Origin of the sequence: Curtobacterium sp. PhB172 (assembly GCF_003752545.1) — a bacterium.
In the GTDB taxonomy this organism is placed as follows: Bacteria; Actinomycetota; Actinomycetes; order Actinomycetales; family Microbacteriaceae; genus Curtobacterium.
In genome coordinates, this window is sequence record NZ_RKIF01000008.1 from 281,595 (window position 1) to 299,803 (window position 18,209).

General features: G+C 70.6%; 17 protein-coding genes. 7 read left to right on the forward strand and 10 right to left on the reverse strand.

The features are described 5' to 3' along the window. Positions 1–164: 164 nt before the first annotated feature. On the reverse strand, positions 165–1,685 hold the full coding sequence (locus EDF42_RS10990; protein WP_123672351.1) for a HAMP domain-containing sensor histidine kinase: 1,521 nt from the start codon (positions 1,683–1,685) through the stop codon (positions 165–167). Continuing rightward, entirely contained in the window at positions 1,682–2,422 is a 741-nt protein-coding gene (locus EDF42_RS10995; RefSeq protein WP_017888661.1) for a response regulator transcription factor, read from the reverse strand. The genes EDF42_RS10990 and EDF42_RS10995 overlap by 4 nt, the downstream gene beginning before the upstream one ends. Before the next feature lie 104 nt (positions 2,423–2,526). Here EDF42_RS10995 and EDF42_RS11000 point away from each other — a divergent pair, with 104 nt between their 5' ends. From EDF42_RS11000 to EDF42_RS11020, 5 genes are all read left to right on the forward strand, one after another. Further along, positions 2,527–3,564 (forward strand): acyl-CoA/acyl-ACP dehydrogenase, encoded by a 1,038-nt coding sequence (locus tag EDF42_RS11000; RefSeq protein WP_123672352.1) that lies wholly within the window; start codon positions 2,527–2,529, stop codon positions 3,562–3,564. Continuing rightward, positions 3,561–4,916: a bifunctional PIG-L family deacetylase/class I SAM-dependent methyltransferase gene (locus EDF42_RS11005; protein ID WP_260235388.1), complete on the forward strand. Its 1,356-nt coding sequence runs from the start codon at positions 3,561–3,563 to the stop codon at positions 4,914–4,916. Before EDF42_RS11000 ends, EDF42_RS11005 begins: the two co-directional genes overlap by 4 nt. Continuing rightward, entirely contained in the window at positions 4,913–5,623 is a 711-nt protein-coding gene (locus tag EDF42_RS11010) for a glycosyltransferase (protein WP_185040908.1), read from the forward strand. The genes EDF42_RS11005 and EDF42_RS11010 overlap by 4 nt, the downstream gene beginning before the upstream one ends. Before the next feature lie 129 nt (positions 5,624–5,752). Next, a complete protein-coding gene (locus EDF42_RS11015; RefSeq protein ID WP_123672354.1) occupies positions 5,753–7,309 on the forward strand; it encodes an ABC transporter permease in 1,557 nt (518 codons plus the stop codon). Positions 7,310–7,443: 134 nt separating this feature from the next. Beyond that, positions 7,444–8,121 (forward strand): ABC transporter ATP-binding protein, encoded by a 678-nt coding sequence (locus EDF42_RS11020; protein ID WP_123672490.1) that lies wholly within the window; start codon positions 7,444–7,446, stop codon positions 8,119–8,121. A 60-nt stretch (positions 8,122–8,181) separates the two neighbouring features. Here EDF42_RS11020 and EDF42_RS11025 read toward each other — a convergent pair whose 3' ends face one another. From EDF42_RS11025 to EDF42_RS11050, 6 genes are all read right to left on the reverse strand, one after another. Then, complete coding sequence (locus EDF42_RS11025) at positions 8,182–9,117, reverse strand: hypothetical protein (protein WP_148067755.1); 936 nt, start codon at positions 9,115–9,117, stop codon at positions 8,182–8,184. A 140-nt stretch (positions 9,118–9,257) separates the two neighbouring features. Next, positions 9,258–10,097, reverse strand: coding sequence for a carbohydrate ABC transporter permease (locus EDF42_RS11030; RefSeq protein WP_111084253.1), 840 nt, complete (start codon positions 10,095–10,097; stop codon positions 9,258–9,260). Next, positions 10,090–11,085 (reverse strand): carbohydrate ABC transporter permease, encoded by a 996-nt coding sequence (locus EDF42_RS11035; protein ID WP_111084254.1) that lies wholly within the window; start codon positions 11,083–11,085, stop codon positions 10,090–10,092. The genes EDF42_RS11030 and EDF42_RS11035 overlap by 8 nt, the downstream gene beginning before the upstream one ends. 224 nt (positions 11,086–11,309) lie before the next feature. Next, entirely contained in the window at positions 11,310–12,611 is a 1,302-nt protein-coding gene (locus tag EDF42_RS11040; protein WP_123338861.1) for an ABC transporter substrate-binding protein, read from the reverse strand. A 104-nt stretch (positions 12,612–12,715) separates the two neighbouring features. Further along, positions 12,716–13,861, reverse strand: a complete 1,146-nt coding sequence (locus EDF42_RS11045) for a Gfo/Idh/MocA family protein (RefSeq protein ID WP_123338860.1) — start codon at positions 13,859–13,861, stop codon at positions 12,716–12,718. Continuing rightward, entirely contained in the window at positions 13,858–14,604 is a 747-nt protein-coding gene (locus tag EDF42_RS11050; RefSeq protein WP_123672356.1) for a sugar phosphate isomerase/epimerase, read from the reverse strand. The genes EDF42_RS11045 and EDF42_RS11050 overlap by 4 nt, the downstream gene beginning before the upstream one ends. Before the next feature lie 144 nt (positions 14,605–14,748). Between EDF42_RS11050 and EDF42_RS11055 the strand changes: the two genes are divergently transcribed. After that, positions 14,749–15,960 (forward strand): ROK family protein, encoded by a 1,212-nt coding sequence (locus EDF42_RS11055; RefSeq protein ID WP_185002799.1) that lies wholly within the window; start codon positions 14,749–14,751, stop codon positions 15,958–15,960. Between the two features lie 181 nt (positions 15,961–16,141). Next, complete coding sequence (locus EDF42_RS11060; protein WP_395865466.1) at positions 16,142–16,771, forward strand: YqaJ viral recombinase family protein; 630 nt, start codon at positions 16,142–16,144, stop codon at positions 16,769–16,771. A gap of 9 nt (positions 16,772–16,780) precedes the next feature. On the opposite strand, the gene EDF42_RS11065 is transcribed toward EDF42_RS11060, so the two are convergent. Further along, positions 16,781–17,389 (reverse strand): Pr6Pr family membrane protein, encoded by a 609-nt coding sequence (locus EDF42_RS11065; protein WP_123672357.1) that lies wholly within the window; start codon positions 17,387–17,389, stop codon positions 16,781–16,783. An 87-nt stretch (positions 17,390–17,476) separates the two neighbouring features. Continuing rightward, the gene (gene rplA / locus EDF42_RS11070; RefSeq protein WP_123292110.1) at positions 17,477–18,166 is read right to left on the reverse strand and encodes a 50S ribosomal protein L1; all 690 of its coding nucleotides are present in this window, start codon (positions 18,164–18,166) and stop codon (positions 17,477–17,479) included. Positions 18,167–18,209: the final 43 nt, after the last annotated feature.

Consider the following 18,209-nt stretch of genomic DNA (forward strand, 5'->3'; position numbering starts at 1 on the left):
GGATGCCTCACGAGTGAGGACCTTCGGTCACGATGTTCACAACCACGTTGCGAGCAGCACGACATCCGGCGGTCTTTGGCTTCGAGAACAGTAGCAGATGCCGTGGACGAGACCAAACACCGGTCTGGAGGCGCGGTGTGGGCCCGCCCCGCGCCTCCTGGCCGTCAGTGGGGCGTGTCCACCGCAGCGGGCGTCCCCGACCAATCAGCGGACACCGCAGAAGCAGCCGACGCGGCCGACGCCGACGCGGCCGACTCCGACGCAGCGGACGGATCCACCGGCAGGTGCACCGTGAACACGGTGTCGCCCGGCACGCTCGCCACCTCGACGCTGCCGCCGTGCGCCTGCACGACCGCGTCCACGATCGCGAGCCCGAGCCCTGTCGACCCCACGGTGCGCGACCGGGAGCTGTCGGCACGGGCGAACCGCTCGAACAGCTTCGGCAGGAACTCCGGGTCGATGCCCTGGCCGGTGTCCCGCACGGTCAGGTCCACGCCGGGGCCGGACGGCGACGGCGCGAGACCCACCGTGATGCGGGTGCCCTCTGGTGTGTGGGTCCTGGCGTTGGTGACGAGGTTCACGATCACCTGGTGCAGGCGTGCGGCGTCCCCCACGACCACGACGGGCGAGGACGGCACGTCGATCTCGATGACGTGCTCCGGCGATGCCGCGTGGGCGTCGTTGACGGCGTCGAGCACGAGGCCGGTCAGGTCGACCTCGTCGAACTGGATCTCGCGCCCCTCGTCGAGGCGGGCGAGGAGCAGCAGGTCCTCGACCATGGACGTCATCCGGATCGACTCGGACTCGATGCGGCTCATGGCGTAGACGACGTCCTTCGGCAGGTCACCGCCCATCCGACGGGTGAGTTCGGCGTACCCGCGCACCGAGGCGAGTGGGGTGCGGAGCTCGTGCGAGGCGTCCGCGACGAACTGCCGGACCTTCTGCTCGGAGCGTTCCCGGGCCTGCATCGCGCTGCCGATGTGCCCGAGCATCCGGTTGAAGGCGCTGCCGACCCGGCCCACCTCGGTGCGGGGGTCGGTGTCGGGTACGCGGACGCCATCCAGGGCGTCACTGCGGTCGAGGGGCATCCGGGCCACGGTCGAGGCGGTCTCGGCGACGCGCTCGAGCGGGCGCAGCGAACGCCGGACCACGACGGCGGCGACGATCGACGCGGCGAGCAGCGCGGTGCCGACGACGATGACGACCACCCAGAACAGCGACCAGACGCTGGCGTAGACCGGGGCCATCGGCAGCCCGACGACCAGGACGGCGGGACCGACGGTGACGGCGGTGAGCCGGTAGCGCCCGATGTCCGAGCCGAGGTCGACGGTCTCCGGGTCGCCGCCGACGCGCACCTGGCCGAGGGCCGAGGCACTCGACTGCGTGATGGAGCTCGGTCGCCCGTAGTCGTCGAGGACGTTCGCGATGACGACCTGCCCGTCCACGAAGTAGGCGGTCAGGGTCCCCGCGGCCTGCCCCGACGGACGGGACAGGTCGATGCTCGGCTGCCCGCTCTGGTTCTGCTCGAGGTAGCGCTGCGCTCGGTGGGTGGCGCTGGTGATCTGCTTGTCGATCGCACCCGTCTGGATCGACGAGAGCGCGATGATGCTCACCGCCCCGATCACCGCGCTGACGGCGACGACGAGGGCGACGATGCTCAGGACGAGCCGACGCCGGAGGGTCACGAGGTGGGCTTGATGACGTACCCGACGCCGCGCACCGTGTGGATCATCGGGGTCTCGCCGGCGTCGATCTTCTTGCGCAGGTAGGAGATGTAGATCTCGACGACCGAGGACTTGCCGCCGAAGTCGTACGACCACACGCGGTCCAGGATCTGCGCCTTCGACAGCACGCGCCGGGGGTTGCGCATCAGGAAGCGGAGGAGCTCGAACTCGGTGGCGGTCAGCTCGATCGGCCGGCCGGCACGGTGCACCTCGTACGACTCCTCGTCGAGCACCAGGTCGCCGACGACGATGCGGGAGTCGCCGGCCTCGGAGATCGAGATCTGCGAGCGGCGGATGAGGCCTCGCAACCGGGCTACGACCTCTTCGAGGGAGAACGGCTTGGTGACGTAGTCGTCACCGCCGGCGGTGAGCCCGGTCACGCGGTCCTCGACCGAGTCCTTCGCCGTGAGGAACAGCACCGGGGTGTCGTCGTTGTTCTGCCGCAGCCGGCTGAGCACCTGCAGACCGTCGAGGTCCGGCATCATCACGTCGAGCACCATCGCGTCGGGCTTGAACTCCCGCGCCGTCGTCAGGGCGTCCTGCCCGCCGTTCGCGCTCTTGACGTCCCAGCCCTCGTAGCGGAGCGCCATGGACAACAGGTCGGTGAGGCTGGCTTCGTCGTCGACGACCAGGATGCGCAACGGGGTTCCGTCGGCACGCGTGAGGCGCGGGGCTGCTGCAGGCTGGGAGATGGTCACGTCTTCGAGTATCGAGGAATTCCTATGAGCTGTCTGTGGGCTGCCCCTCCGCGCTCTGTGGATCGCTCCGAGTGCACTCGGCCGCTCCTTCGTAGGTTGGGGGGATGCTGCGATCCTCCGCTTGGCCACCGTCCGCCAGGCACGTCGACACCGCGGGGATCGAGGAGACGGCCGGGAGGCCCGGCTCGAGTCCGGCAGACCGTCTGACGGCCGCGCGCACACTCGCCGCCACCACCCCGCTCCTGTCCGCGGGGACCGCCGGCGGCTTCCTCGCCACACTCGCCGCCGTCGCCGCGGGCGACGTCGCGACCGCCCGCACCGTCGAACCGCACCTCGACGCGCTCGGCATCCTGCAGCAGGCCGACGTGCCGGTCCCCGCCGACTCGACCTGGGGCGTCTTCGCCGCCGAGGGCCCGGGACTCCGCCTCGAGGCCGCACTGCAGGACGACGGCACGGCGCTCCTGACCGGCACGAAGCCGTGGTGCTCCCTCGCGTCGACGCTGTCGCACGCGCTGGTGACCGCGCACGCCGGCGACGACCGTGTCCTCGTCGCGGTGGACCTGCGACAGGACGGCGTCACCGCGCACGACGAGGCCTGGGTCGCCCGGGGCATGCCCGACGTGCCGAGCGGCCCGGTGGACTTCGACGGCGCCACGGCACGGCTCGTCGGCGCACCCGGCTGGTACCTGCGGCGACCGGGCTTCGCGTGGGGCGGCATCGGCGTCGCCGCGTGCTGGTGGGGCGGTGCGGTGGGCCTCGGCCGGATCCTGCGCGCGCTGGCCGCGGCGCACCCGGAGTCCGAACTGCTGCAGGCCGCGCTCGGTGCGACCGTGCTCGACCTCGCGGACGCCGAGGACGCCCTCGCCGACGCCGCCGCCCGGATCGACCGGTCCGAGGCCGCCGATGCTCCCGACACCGACTGGCCGCTGCTCGCCCAGACGGTGCGCTCCCGGGTGCGCCGAGCGGTGGACGCCGTGCGCGAGCGGGTCGTCGCCACCGTCGGCCCGGCTCCCCTGACCTCGGACCCCGCGGTCGCGGCGCGGGTCGCCGACCTCGAGCTCTACGTGCTGCAGGACCACGGGGCCCGTGACCTCGCCCGGATCGGCCGCATCGTGACGGAGCGCGGCGGTGTCGCGTGGTGAGCTTCGACCACCGCGAGCCGGGCACCGACCCCGCGGTGTGGACGCCGTTCCTCGACACACTGTCGGCCACACCCGTCGACCTGGACGGCATCGGCTCCGTGGTGGTCCTCGCGCCGCACCCCGACGACGAGACCCTCGGTGCCGGCGGGCTCATCGCGACCGCAGCCGACGCGGGACTCCCCACCCACGTCGTGCTCCTCACCCGCGGCGAGCGCTCGCACCCGGACTCCCCCACCACGACGGCGTCGGAGCTGGCCACCGTGCGCGACGACGAGTTCACCCGGGCCCTCGCCACGCTGCACCCCGGGGCGACGGCGTCGTCGGTCGGGATCCCCGACGGCGGGACGCGGGAGCACCGGGACGAGGTCACCGACGCCCTGCGGCGAGCGCTCGACGACGCCGCGCGGCCGACGCTCGTGGTGGCGCCGTGGCGCGGGGACGGTCACCGGGACCACCGCATCGCTGGTGAGGTCGCCGAAGCGGTGACCGCCGATGCCACCGAGGTGTCGCTGCTGACGTACCCGATCTGGGCGTGGCACTGGGACGACCCGTCCGCGTCCGCACAGCCGTGGGACCGAGCCCGGGGCCTGCCGTTGGCCGACGCCGTCCGGGAACGGAAGCGCGCCGCCCTCGACGCCTACGCCTCGCAGGTCCGCCCGCTGTCCGGTGCCGCCGGGGACGAGGCGATCGTCGACGACCGGCACGCCGCGCACCACCTGCGGTCGACCGAGTGGTTCTTCGCGCCCGAGCCGACGGCGTCGCGCTCGCGGGAGTCGTTCGACGCGCACTACGAGCGGAAGCCGGAGGGCTGGGACTTCGAGCGCTCCTGGTACGAACGCCGCAAGCGGGCGGTGACGCTCGCCGCGCTCCCCCGCGAGCGGTACCGGTCCGCGCTCGAGCTCGGCTGCGCCACGGGCGTCCTCACGGCAGCGCTCACCGAACGGGCCGACGCCGTGCTCGGCACCGACATCTCGGCCGCACCGTTGGCCCGGGCTGCCGTCCGTGCGCCGGGGGCCCGGTTCGTGCAGGCCTCGCTGCCCGCCGAGTGGCCGACGGGTCGGTGGGACCTCGTCGTGATGTCCGAGGTGGGTTACTACCTGTCCCCCGCCGACCTCGACGAGACGATCGACCGGGTGCTGGCGTCGCTCGACGACGACGGCGTGCTGGTCGCCTGCCACTGGCGCCACCCCGACGACGAGGCGGTGTCGAGCGGTGACGCGGTCGACGCCCGGCTCGCGGAACGGTGGCCACGACCGGCGCTCGTCCGCCACGTCGAACCGGACTTCGTGCTGAGCGTCCTGCCCGGCCCCGGCGTCGTGTCGGTCGCACGGGCCGAGGGACTCGTCCGGTGACCGCGCCCTCCGGCGTCACGCGGATCGACGTCGTGCTGCCCGCCCACGACGAGGAGGACCGCATCGCCGCCTGCCTCGACGCCCTGCTCGCCGCCCGCGCCCGACTCGCCGAGGAGCACCCCGATGTGGCGGTCTCGGTGACCGTCGTGCTCGACGGCTGCACCGACGACACGGCGACGGTCGTCGAACGCTACCCCGTCGACGTCGTCGCGACCGCCCACGTCGGCGTCGGTCGGGCGCGCACCATCGGGGCCACGCACGCGCTCCGGCAGCACCCCGCCGACCCGGCGTCCCGCTGGCTCGCCCACACCGATGCGGACTCGCGGGTGCCGGAGGGCTGGCTCGTCCAGCAGGCCGACGCCCTCCGCTCCGGGGCGCACGTGCTCGTCGGCGCCGTCGTCCCCGACCCGGACGACCTGGACCCGGTCGTGCTCGCCCGGTGGACGCAGGCGCACCCACCCGGTGCCGCGCTCGGGCACGTGCACGGCGCGAACCTCGGCGTGCTGGCATCGGTGTACCTGGCGCTCGGCGGGTTCGACCCCGTCCCCGAGCACGAAGACGTCCGGCTCGTCGAGCGGGCGCACGCGATGGGGTTCCGCGTCGACGCGACGGTCGACCTGCCCGTGGTGACGAGCGGTCGGTTCGCCGGCCGGACGCCCGGTGGCTACGCGGAGCACCTGCGTCGGGAGTACGGCGACGCGAGCTGAGGGCCCCTTAGACAGCTCATAGGCTGCCGATGGGGCGGCCACTGACCGGCTGCCTACGTTCTCCTCCGTCGGCCCCGCCGTGCGCTCTGCGCGGCCGGTGACCCCAGCCGGCCACCACCGAGGAGAACCATGTTCCTGACCTACCTCAGGCGCGAACTCACGAACCGCAAGAAGCAGACCGTCATCATCGCGATCGGCATGGCGTTGGCCATCGCCCTCGTGGTCATCGTGTCCTCGATCGCGGGCGGCGTGAAGGCGGCCCAGTCCAGCGTCCTGCAGTCCGTGTACGGCGTCGGCACCGACATCACCGTCACGAAGACGACGACCCCGAGCGCGTCGGGCTCCGGTCGGCCGAGCTTCGACTTCGGCAGCCAGAGCGGTGACGACAGCGACAGCAGCGGTTCGACCGACCTGTCGCAGTCACGGCTCGCCGTCGCCCGCGGCACGAGCACGCTCAGCGCCACGAACCTCACGACCGTGACGGGCACCGACGGCGTCAAGGCGGCGACCGGTGTCCTGACCCTCGAGAACAGCACGTTCTCGGGGCAGGTCCAGCAGTCGACCGACGGCAGCAGCACGGACAGCAGCAGCTCCGACAGCAGCAGCACGGACAGCTCCACCCAGCAGGGCCCGCCGAGCGGCGACTCCGGCCAGGGCGGCGGCTTCGGCGGCGGCTCGTTCAACGTCGACTCGTTCACCGTGACCGGCATCCCGGTCTCCGGCGACGCCGTCGGCCCCCTGACCAGCACCGAGCTCACCAAGGGCCGCACGTTCACCGCGAAGGACGCGGGCAAGGACGTCGTCGTGCTGGACGCGTCCTACGCGAAGAGCGAGTCGAAGGCGGTCGGCGACACCGTCGACATCGGCGGCACCGACTTCGAGGTCATCGGCATCGTCACCTCGACGGGCTCGTCGTCGACGACCGGCTCGAACACCTACATCCCCCTCGACACCGCGCAGGCACTGGCAGACCTCGACGGCAAGGTCACCTCGATCTACGTGTCCGCCGAGTCCTCGTCGGACGTCAGCGCGATCAAGACCGCCCTGCAGCAGAAGCTCACCACCGCCACGGTCTCCACCGAGTCCGACCTGGCGTCGAGCGTCTCCGGTTCGCTGAGCACGGCGTCGAGCCTCGTCTCGAACCTCGGCACCTGGCTGTCGATCGTCGTGCTGGCGGCGGCGTTCCTCATCGCGATCCTCTTCACGATCTCCGGCGTCACGAGGCGAACCCGCGAGTTCGGCACCCTCAAGGCCATCGGCTGGTCGAACGGCCGCATCACCCGCCAGGTCGCCGGCGAGTCCCTCGTGCAGGGCCTCATCGGCGGTGTCCTCGGCGCCGCAGCCGGCCTGATCGGCATCCTCGTGGTGAACGTCATCAGCCCGACCATCTCGGCGAGCGCGTCGAGCACGACCGGTGGCGGCGGCGCGGGTGGCGGCGGCATGCCCGGTGGCGCGGCGACCGCGGCCGCGGGCAGCGGCACGACGGGCGGTGCCCCGGCCGGCGGCTTCGGCGGCGGTGCGAGCACCGCGTCGACGACCGACGTGGTCCTGCACGCCCCGGTGACCGTCGAGGTGATCCTGCTGGCGATCGGCCTCGCGATCCTCGGTGGCCTCATCGCCGGCGCACTCGGCGGCTGGCGCGCGAGCAAGCTCCGCCCGGCCGAGGCTCTGCGGAGCGTGGCCTGATGCCCGGCCCCGCCACCGGCGCGGTGCCGACCGCCGGACCCGCACCGACCCCGAGCACGCGACCAGAAGGAGTGACCGTGACCAGCACCGACACCGCACCGGGCCAGGCGGAGGCGAGCCGCGCCTCCAGTCCGATGTACCGACTGACCAACGTCAGCAAGACGTACAAGCAGAAGAACCGAACCGTCACCGCGCTGACGAACGTGGACCTGACGATCCCGCAGGGACAGCTCGTGGCGATCCAGGGGCCGACCGGCGGTGGCAAGTCGACGCTGCTGCAGATGCTCGGGGCGCTCGACCGGCCGACGGCCGGCTCGATCCACCTCGGCGGCGACCGCGACGTGGCGAAGCTCGGCGACCGTGCGCTGACCGACCTGCGGGCGACCGAGATCGGCTTCGTGTTCCAGAGCTTCAACCTCATCCCGACGCTGACCGCGCTCGAGAACGTCGAGACGGCGTTCGCGGGGTCGCTCGCGAACCGGGCACGCTCGGAGATCCGCGAGCGGGCCACGGCCACGCTCCGCGAGGTCGGTCTCGGCGAGCGGATGGAGCACCTGCCGGCCGAGCTCTCCGGCGGGCAGCAGCAGCGCGTGGCGATCGCCCGCGCCCTGGTGAAGAACCCGAGCGTCCTGCTGGCAGACGAACCGACCGGCGCGCTCGACGAGGGCACCCGCGACGAGATCATGGGGCTCATCGAGAAGCAGTGGAAGGAACGCGGGCTGACGGTCGTCATCGTCACGCACGACTCGTGGGTGGCGAAGCGGGCCGAGCGTCGCCTGCACCTCAAGCAGGGGCAGGTGCGCGAGGTCTGAGGTGACCCGAGTCTCGCGGTGGGCGACAGTCCTCGTGGCCACGAGCCCGAGGACTGTCGCTCAGACCGAGTCTCGACCCACGGGGTAGTCGCAGTAGGCGAACCACCGCGAGTCCGGGGACCACGGCGGCACGTTGACCGTGCCCTGGCCGCCGTCGAGCACGACGAGGGTCTCCGGCACCGGCATGATCCGGGCGCCGCGGACGAGCACTCCGGGCAGCCGCCGCAGTTCCACGCGGTGGTCGGCCGGGTGGCCCTGCACCCCCGGCTCGTACGACAGGTAGAGCAGGTGCTCCCCGTCCGGCGAGACGTGCGGGAACCAGTTCACCCGGTCGTCGTTCGTGATCCGGACCGGGTCGGTCGCCCCTGGCCAGAGCGCGACGAGCTGCGCGGTGCCCGGCGTGAACCGCTCCGAGTTCCACACGAGCATCTCGCCCGCGAACGAGACGCCGTCGTCCGGGTGCTCGTCGCGGGTCAGGAACGTCGGTTCGCCGGTGGCGGGGTCGACGAGTGCGACGTCGGTGGTCCAGACGCCCGCCTCGGTGCGCTCCCCGACGATCGCCGCGAGGATTTCCCCGTCCGGGGCGATGCCGTGCAGGTAGAACTTCCGGACGACCGGCAGCGCAGTGGTGACGTCGGTGAGGGTCGCCGCCGCTCCGCCGGCCGGCACGGGCACCCGGTACAGGTCCCCGTCGCGGCCGCTCACCACGACCGAGTTGCCCGAGGGATCGAGCACGTGGTCGTTGTTGATCTCGGGGACGCCCGGCATCGGCACCGGCACGAGCGCGGTCTCGTCGAGCACCTGCCCGCCGTGCTCGAGGAGCCAGAGGTCGCCGTCGCCGTTCAGCAGGATCGTGCCGTCGTGCAGGACGTTCGGCGCCTCGACGAGGAGGGACGACGACTCGAAGACGAGGCGGCTCGTCCGTGACTCGAGGTCGTACACGTGCACCCGGCTGGTCTGTCCTGGCAGCAGTTGCCGCCCGCGCGCTCCACTCATGCGCCCCATCCTGCCCGGGCGGCACTGACCGGAACGCGAAAGCGACAGATTCCCGGCGATGTTCGCCGGGAATCTGTCGCTTTCGCGGAGCTGGAGCTGGAGCTGGAGCTGGAGCTGGAGCTGGAGCTGGAGCCAGCTGCCTACTTCACCGCACCGGCGGTCAAGCCGGCCACGAACTGGCGCTGCACGATGAGGAACGCGATCACCACGGGGATGGACACGACCAGGGACGCGGCCATGATCTGGTTCCAGTACACGTTCGTCTGCGTCGAGTACTGCTGCAGACCGACCGCCAGGGTCTGCCCGTCGCCGTTGGTCATGACCGAGGCGAAGAGCACCTCGCCCCAGGCCGTCATGAACGAGTAGATGCCGACCGCGACCAGCCCCGGGCGGGCCGAGGGCAGGATGACCCGGAACAGGGCACCCATCGGGCCGGAACCGTCGACCATCGCGGCCTCGTCGAGCTCACGCGGGATGGTCTCGAAGTAGCCGGCGAGCATCCAGATCGAGAACGGGAGCGTGAAGGTCAGGTACGTGATGATCAGGCCGGTCCAGCTGCCGACGAGCTGGATGCCGAGCGAGTTCCCGAGGTTCGTGAAGATGAGGAACAGCGGGAGCAGGAACAGCACGCCGGGGAACATCTGGGTGGAGAGCACCGCGGTGGTGAAGGTGCTCTTGCCCTTGAAGTTCCAACGCGAGACACCGTAGGCGGCGAACGTCGCGATGATCAGCGAGAACACCGTGGCGACCGTGCAGACCACGAGCGAGTTCACGAAGTACTTGCCGAGCGGCACCGTCGACCACATGTCGATGAACGGTTGGATGGTGATGTTCGTCGGGATCCACGTGAAGTCGTTCTGCACGTCACCGAGCGGCTTGATGGCCGTGGTGATCATCACGTAAAGGGGCACGACCGTGAACAGGGTCAGGATGACCAGGGTCACGACCTTGAAGGACTTGGCGCCGAATGTCTCACGCACGGACGGACCTCCGGTTGGTCACGGCGAGGTAGATGCCGGTGACGATGAGCAGGAAGATGAGGAGCAGGACGCTCATCGCGGCACCGGAGCCGAAGTTCCAGGTGATGAAGGACGCGTTGTAGATGTGGAAGCTCAGCAGGTCCGCGGCCGGGGGCTGCGCGGTCGAGCCGAACAGCACGAACGGCGTGTTGAAGTCGTTGAAGGTCCAGAGGAACATCACGAGCACGAGCGTCACGTTGACCGGGCGGACCATCGGCAGCGTGATCGAGCGCCACTGCCGGAACGGCTTGGCGCCGTCGACCGAGGCGGCCTCGTACACGTCGTTCGGCACGGACTGCAGGCCGGCCATCAGCATCAGGAAGGCGAAGGGCCAGGTCTTCCAGATCGCCACGACGACGACGGAGACGAAGGCGTTCGAGCCGATCAGCCAGAACGGGCCGGTGCCGTTGAACAGGTGCAACTGGTCGACCAGGACGTGGTTCACCGCGCCGGAGTCACGCTGGAACATGAACTTCCAGGTGATGATGCCGGCGTACATCGGCAGCGCGTACGGCACCAGGAACAGGGTGCGGAACAGCCCGCGGCCCCTGAACGGCTTCTGCAGCGCGACCGCGGCGGCCATGCCGAAGGTCCAGGAGAGGCCGACGACGAGCACCGTGAAGCCGCAGGTGATCAGGAAGGAGTGCAGGACGCCCTTGCCGATCGCCTGGTCGAAGTCGACGACGACCGAGTAGTTGTGCAGTCCCGCGAAGGGTGCAGCGCCCCAGTTGGCGATGAAGTACTTGGTGAGCTGGATGAACGAGATCCAGATGCCGGTGAGCATCGGGACGATGTGGATGAGCAGCTCGAACAGGATGGCCGGCGCGACGAGCGCGTAGGGCAGCCAGTTGGTCTTGCGCTTGCGACCTGGCGGACGGCCCGACAGCGTCGAGCCCTTCGTGTGCGTCAGGTCGATGCGCTCCGCATCGGGCAGGACCGTCGTGGACATGGGCGGGGGCCTTTCGGCAGGAGGGGGTTCGGGTGCTTCGCACTCCGGTCCGTGGCAGCGGACGGGAGGCACGGCGTGCGTGAGACGGGACGCTCACTGCCGGCGGATGGCCGGCTCTGGGGCTGTGGGGCCGGTGACGACCTGCCCCGGCGCGTCCGGCTGTGGACGCGAGGGGTGGAGGCCCGGGGCGTCCTTGCGGACGCGCCCCGGGCCTCCTGGGTGGATCAGCCGTTCGCCTGGGACACCTGGTCCTGGGCGGTCTGCAGCGCGGTCTTGATGTCGCTGTCGGACACGGAGCCGCCGGTGGCGATCTTGGCGAACATGTCGTTCATCGCCTTGCCGACGGTGGATTCGAACTGGTCCTCGGCGGGGACCAGCGGGAGGGGCTTGGCCTTGTTGTTGTAGATGTCGAGGAACGTCTTCGTCTGCTCGTCGGTGACCGAGTCAGCCGCGGCGGCGAGCACCGGGAGGGCCGAGTACGGCTTGTCGAGCGTGGTCTGCGTGTCCGCGCTCGTCATGTACTTGACGAACTTGAGCGCGCCGTCCTTGTTCTTCGTGTTCTTGAAGATCGACAGGTTGATGCCGGCCGGGAACGACGCGATGTCCTCGCCGTCAGCGGTGGTCGGGAACGGCACGACGCCGAACTCGTCCGTCGTCATGCCCTGCGAGGTGATCGTCGCGTTCGCGTTGTTCTGCGTCAGCATCATCGCGGCCTTGCCGTTCGCGAAGTCCGAGACGGCCTGCGTGCCGTTGTCGTACTGCGCGTTCGAGGTGTTGACCACCTTGTCGGACTGCATCAGGTCGAGGTAGCGCTTGATGCCGTCGACGTTCGCCTTGTCGGTGAAGGTCGGCTTGCCGTCCTTGTCGAACCACTCGCCACCGTTCTGCGCCGAGGTGATGAACGCGAAGTGCGAGTTCTCGGTGTACGAACCACCGGCGATGGTGAAGCCGTACTTGCCGCCGGTCGTGAGCTTCTTGGCGTCCGCCGTGAGGTCTTCCCACGTGGTCGGTGCCTCGAGGCCGGCGTCCTTGAACATGGACTTGTTGTAGTACAGGCCGTACGCGAGGCCGTAGAGCGGGACGCTCGTGACGGTCTTGCCGGGGGCGCCACCGGTGGAGAGCGCGACCTTGCCGAACTTGTCGGCACCGCCGATCGCCTTCATCTCGGAGTCGCCGTACTCCTGGAACGCACCGGTCGCCTGGAGCGAGGTGGCCCAGGTGTTGCCGATGTTGACGACGTCCGGGCCCTGGCCCGAGGTGACGGCGGTCTGGATCTTCGTCTGCAGGTCGTTCCAGCCGATGACCTGGAGGTCGACCTTGATCCCGGTCTCCTTCGTGAACTTCTTGAGGACGGGGGTCAGCACCTCCTTGTCGTTCTGGAGCGACGTGCCCTGGTTGGACGCCCAGTAGGTGAGCGTCTTGGAGTCGCCGGAGGAACCGGACGATCCGGAGGAGCAGGCTGCGAGGCCGGTCACGGTGAGTGCGGCGGCCGCGGTGATGGCCAGTGCGCGGATGGCAGTGCGCATGACTCTCTACTTTCTCGTCGTTGAGATGGTGCAGGGATGGTGCAGGGGTGGTGCGGGATGGAACGTCGGGTGCTGCTGTGGTGTGCGGGGCGGATCCGGGCCGGTCAGGCCAGGGTCTGCTCCGCGGGGTCCCAACCCTCTGGGAGGGTCTGGGAGGGCGACACGGTGCTCTCGACGAGCACCGCCTCGCCACGTTCTGCCGCCTCGGCGATGGAGACCATCACGTCGAGGACGTGGAAGGCGAGGGCACCGGGGACCCGGTTCTCGTCGCCTGCGCGGAGCGAGCGGGCGAGGTCGACCACGCCGGTGCCGCGCGAGTAGGTGGAGCCGACCGCGGGGATCGTCTCGGGCTCCTCGGCGCCGAGCGCGTACAGCTCGGTGTCGCCGTCGAAGTTGTTCGGGTCCGGGAACACGACGGTGCCGGTCTCGCCCGCGATCTCGACGACGCCCGTGCGACCGCGGTCCGACTCGAACGAGAAGACGCTCTGCGCGCTCCCGCCGTCCTCGAACTCGATCAGCGCGGAATGGTTCGTCGGGACGTCGACGGAGAACTCGGTGCCCGCCTTCGGGCCGGAGCCGATCGTGCGCGTGGCGCGGGACTTCGACGCCGTCGCCGTGACCTTCTTCACCGGACCGAACGTCTGCACCAGGGTGGTGATGTAGTACGGGCCGATGTCGAACAGCGGGCCCGCACCGTACGCGAAGAGGAACTCGGGGCTCGGGTGCCAGGACTCCGGGCCGGGGCTCTGGAAGAGCGTCAGGCCGTTGAGCGGCTTGCCGATGCGGCCGTCGCGGATGGTGCGGAGCGCGGTCTGCAGGCCGGCACCGAGGAAGGTGTCGGGTGCGACGCTGACCGTCTTGCCCGCGGCGCGTGCGGCGTCACGGAGTTCGGTCGCGCTCTCGCGGTCGAGGGCGTAGGGCTTCTCGCCCCACACGTGCTTGCCGGCGGCGAGGACCTGCAGGGCGACCTCGACGTGGGCGGCCGGGATCGTGAGGTTGACGACGATCTCGATGTCGTCGTCGGCCAGGAGCTCCTCGACGGTGCCCGACCCGGCGACGCCCCACTTCTCGGCCTGGGCGGCTGCGCGCGGCAGGTCGATGTCGGCGATGAAGCGGACCTCGACGTCGGGGAAGACGGTGAGGTTCGACAGGTACTGGTCGGAGATGACCCCGGCGCCGATGACGCCGACGCCGACGCGGCCGGTCCGGGTGCTGCTGTCGAGGGCGGTGGACGCCGTGGTGTCGGTCATGCGCGGGCCCCCTCGAGGAACGTGTAGGAGTCGGCGACCGCCTGGAAGACGTCGCCCTCGTGGCCGTCGAGCTCGACGACGTGGAGTGCGTCGGGTGCGGCGGCGAGGATCTCGCGGACCGGCATGATGCCGTTGCCCACGGCGACCTGCTTGTCGTCGTCGTGCGAGCCGTCGCCGTCCTTGACGTGCAGGAACTCGATCTTGTCGCCGTACTTGCCGATGATCGCCACCGGGTCGTCACCACCGACCTTGACCCAGTAGGTGTCGAGCTCGAGCACGACGTCGTCGGACAGCGCGTCGGCGAAGACCTCGTAGGCGCTGACGCCGTCGATGCGGTTCGAGAACTCGAACGCGTGGTTGTGGTAGCCGAGCACCAGGCCGTGGTCGGCCGCGCGGGGGGCGAGGGCGCTCAGTTCGCGGGCGATGGCCTCGACGTCCTCGCGGGTGGTCCAGCGGGCCTCGTCGATGTGCGGGTCGATGAGGGTGCCGAGTCCGACGGTGACGCTCGCGTGGAAGATCCGCTCGAGGTCCTGCTCGCCGGCGTCCAGCAGCCGTGCGTGTCCGCTCGGGGCGGCCAGGCCGGCGTCGCGCAGCGCGGCGGCGAGTTCGTCGGCGTTGTCGACGAAGCCGAAGGCCTCGACGTTCGTGTAGCCGATGTCGGCGATGCGCTGGAGCGTGCCGGGCAGGTCGGCCGAGAGGGCGTCGCGGACGGTGTAGAGCTGAACCGAGATCGGTTGGGTCACCAGGGGTTCTCCTCGTCGAGATGGTGCGGTCGTCACTGACCGAGCGTCACACTATGACCACTTCTGTCGGCGGTCAAGCAGAAGTTCGTGGAAGGTCGACGAACTTCGTTGCGTGGCGCGTTCGATGTGTGCTTCACTCCCCCCATGGTCGACTTGACTCGGACGGCAGCGTCGCCTCCGGTCGGGACGAGCGAGCTCTTCCAGATCCTCCGCGACGGCGTGCCGCGGACCCGGGCCGAGCTCGCCGCACTGACAGGACTCGCACGCTCCACCATCGGCGTGCGCCTGGACTCCCTCATCGAGGTCGGTCTCGTCGGCCCCGTCGACACCGCCGTCTCCACCGGAGGACGGCCGCCGGCCCAGGTGGCGCTGAAGCCCCGCGCCCGGCTCGTGATCGCCGCCGACCTCGGCGCCTCGCACGGCCGTGTCGCCGTCACCGACCTGGTCGCCGCCCCGCTCGCCACCCGCGAAGCACGCATCGACATCGCCGCCGGCCCGGTGGAGACCCTCTCGTGGCTCGTCGCCACCATCGACGAGCTGCTCGACGAGGTCGGCCGCGCCCGACAGGACGTCATCGCCATCGGCATCGGCGTGCCCGGTCCGGTCGAGTTCTCGACCGGGCGCCCGGCGAACCCCCCGATCATGCCCGGGTGGGACGGCTTCGACGTGCCGTCGTGGCTCCGCCAGCACATCGCGGCGCACGTCCTGCTCGACAACGACGTGAACATCGCGGCCCTCGGCGAACGGGAGCACGGCTGGCCCGACGTCGACCACCTGTTGTTCGTCAAGGTCGCCACCGGCATCGGGTCCGGCATCGTGTCGGACGGCGAACTGCAACGCGGCGCCCAGGGCACCGCCGGTGACATCGGCCACGTGCGGGTGTCCCGCGCCGGCGACGTCCCCTGCCACTGCGGCAACACCGGGTGCCTCGAGGCGGTGGCGTCCGGTCCGGCGATCGCCCGTGCCCTGCGCGCGAAGGGGCACGACGCCCACACCGGCGCCGACGTGCTGGACCTGGTGAACCGCTCCGACCTCGACGCGATCTACGCCGTCCGACAGGCGGGCCGCGACATCGGCGAGGTGCTCGCCACGTGCGTCTCGCTCATGAACCCGTCGGTGATCGTCCTGGGCGGCTCGATCACGCAGGCCGGGGAGCACCTGCTCGCCGGCGTCCGCGAGGTCGTCTACTCGCGGTCGATGCCGCTCGCCACCGAGCACCTCGTCATCGCCCAGTCGCGTGCGGGGTCGCTCGCCGCGCTGCAGGGAGCAGCGGCGCTCGCGATCGGCTACGCGCTCTCCCCCGCCGGCGTCGACGAGCTGGTCGCCTACGCCGAAGGGCGCGAGCTGGTCTCCTGACGGGTGCGCTGCGCCTCGTGAGCGCGTCGGATTCGGTCTTGCCGGTGGTCGGGGGGAGAATCGTCGGGTGACGATCGTGCAGCCCACCCTGTGGGGCGACCTGGACCCCGGCCTGGGCCCACGCGAGCCGGTACCCGGGCGTCGCGAAGCGGCGGGCGGGCCGAGCTCGTGGGGAGAGGCAGTGTCTGCCTCCGCCACGCCGGCTGCGGTCCCGGGGCGCGACGCGTTCACCGCCCTGCGCGGCCACACCGAGCGGATCGTCGCGCACTCCTCGGACCGCTTCGCCTGGCTCCGCGCCCGCGCCGCGGGCATCACCGCGACCGACGTCGCTCGGCTCGCCTCGCTGCACGCGGTCGAGGCCGTCGTCACCGAGAAGCGCTACGGCTCACGGTTCTCCGGCAACGCGTTCACCGAGCACGGCAAGGACCGCGAGCCCCACATCGCCGCCTGGGTCGCGGCCACGCACGGCATCCAGCCCTCGGCGCACCTGTTCCACGCCGCTGCGAACCGGGCGCACCTCGCCACCCCCGACGGCGTCGGTGTCCAGGGCTCACGCGTGGTGCTCGCCGAGATCAAGACCACCGCGAAGGGCTGGCGGAGCATCCCCCGGCACTACCTGCGGCAGATCTGGTGGCAGCAGTACGTGCTCGGCGCCGATCGCACCCTGTTCGTCTGGGAGCGCCACGACGGCTTCGTCCCCGTCGCCGACGAGCCCGAGTGCCGCTGGGTCGACCGTGACGACGACCAGATCCGCGGGCTCGTGCAGCTCGCCGACCTGGTGCTCGACAAGCTGCGCGACTTCCGCTCGTAGCCCGTCAGCTCAGACCTTGACGAGTCTCAGCCGGCTCATCCCCACGACCAGGACGCCGAGCAACCCGATCGAGACGCCCACGCCGACGCAGTAGATCGCCACGACGCCGTACCCCTGCGTCGGGTCGAGGAACGGGTACGGCACCCAGCCGTCGGTCGCGCCCCGGATCAGGATGACGATCGTCCAGACCGCCGGGTAGATCAGGAACCACCAGACGTGGCGGAGGAGCAGCTTCGACCGGTCGGAGAACAGCAGCCAGTCGAGGACCGCGTACGCGGGGATGACCTTGTGCAGCACGTCGTTCGACCACTGCACGCTCGCCGACACGTCGACGTTCGTCAGCAGGGTGTTGTAGACGATCCCGGTCGTGGCGATGTAGACCGTGCCGGCGCCCCGGAGCAGGCTCACCCGCAGATCCCCACGCTTGCGGCGGGCCGAGGCGACGAGGGTCACCGCCAGGCCCACGGCGATGATGACGTTCGACTGGATCGTGAAGTAGCCGAAGAAGTTCCACGGGTTGTAGACGTCCGTCTTGGAGCTGACGAGCCACTGGGCGACGATCGCGACCACGACGGCGATGACGGCGATGAGCCGGAGCGAGTTCACGAGGGTGCGCACGGGACCACGCTACCGGGACGCGCGCCCGGACATGCGAAGAGGCCCGCACCGGAACCGGTGCGGGCCTCTTCGAGACTGATCAGGAGATCAGATGCTGTTGACGTCCAGCGGGATGCCGGGACCGAAGGTCGTCGAGACGGCGCCCTTCATGACGTAACGGCCCTTCGAGGAGCTCGGCTTGAGGCGGTTGATCTCCTCGAGCGCGGTCGAGATGTTCTCGTCGAGCTGCTCCGGCGTGAACGAGGCCTTGCCGACGACGAAGTGCACGTTGGCGTGCTTGTCGACGCGGAACTCGATCTTCCCGCCCTTGATGTCGTTGACGGCCTGCGCCACGTTCGGGGTCACGGTGCCGGTCTTCGGGTTCGGCATGAGGCCACGCGGGCCGAGCACCTTGCCGAGACGACCGACCTTGCCCATGAGCTCGGGCGTCGCGACGGCGGAGTCGAAGGACGTGTAGCCCTCGGCGACCTTCGCGATGAGCTCGTCGCCACCGACCTCGTCGGCGCCGGCTGCGATCGCGGCCTCGGCCGCTGCACCCGTCGCGAACACGATGACGCGGGCGGTCTTGCCCGTGCCGTGCGGCAGGATGACCGTGCCGCGGACCATCTGGTCCGCCTTGCGCGGGTCGACGCCGAGCTTCAGCGCGACCTCGACCGTGGAGTCGGTCTTCGCAGAACCGGTCTCCTTGGCCAGGGCGACTGCCTCGGTCGGGGTGTAGAACTTGTCGGCCTCGATCTTCGCGGCCGCGGCTTCGTAGGCCTTGGACTTCTTCGCCATGGTGGTCTCCTTGCGAGATACGTGGTTGACGAGCCGGCGCGGC

What these genes read in the sequence shown, in the direction of transcription:
- EDF42_RS11000 (WP_123672352.1), top strand. Translation starts at nt 2,527, where the DNA reads ATGCTGCGATCCTCCGCTTGGCCACCGTCCGCCAGGCACGTCGACACC.
- EDF42_RS11015 (WP_123672354.1), top strand. Translation starts at nt 5,753, where the DNA reads ATGTTCCTGACCTACCTCAGGCGCGAACTCACGAACCGCAAGAAGCAG.
- EDF42_RS11020 (WP_123672490.1), top strand. Translation starts at nt 7,444, where the DNA reads ATGTACCGACTGACCAACGTCAGCAAGACGTACAAGCAGAAGAACCGA.
- EDF42_RS11025 (WP_148067755.1), bottom strand. Translation starts at nt 9,117, where the DNA reads ATGAGTGGAGCGCGCGGGCGGCAACTGCTGCCAGGACAGACCAGCCGG.
- EDF42_RS11035 (WP_111084254.1), bottom strand. Translation starts at nt 11,085, where the DNA reads ATGTCCACGACGGTCCTGCCCGATGCGGAGCGCATCGACCTGACGCAC.
- EDF42_RS11040 (WP_123338861.1), bottom strand. Translation starts at nt 12,611, where the DNA reads ATGCGCACTGCCATCCGCGCACTGGCCATCACCGCGGCCGCCGCACTC.
- EDF42_RS11045 (WP_123338860.1), bottom strand. Translation starts at nt 13,861, where the DNA reads ATGACCGACACCACGGCGTCCACCGCCCTCGACAGCAGCACCCGGACC.
- EDF42_RS11055 (WP_185002799.1), top strand. Translation starts at nt 14,749, where the DNA reads ATGGTCGACTTGACTCGGACGGCAGCGTCGCCTCCGGTCGGGACGAGC.
- rplA (WP_123292110.1), bottom strand. Translation starts at nt 18,166, where the DNA reads ATGGCGAAGAAGTCCAAGGCCTACGAAGCCGCGGCCGCGAAGATCGAG.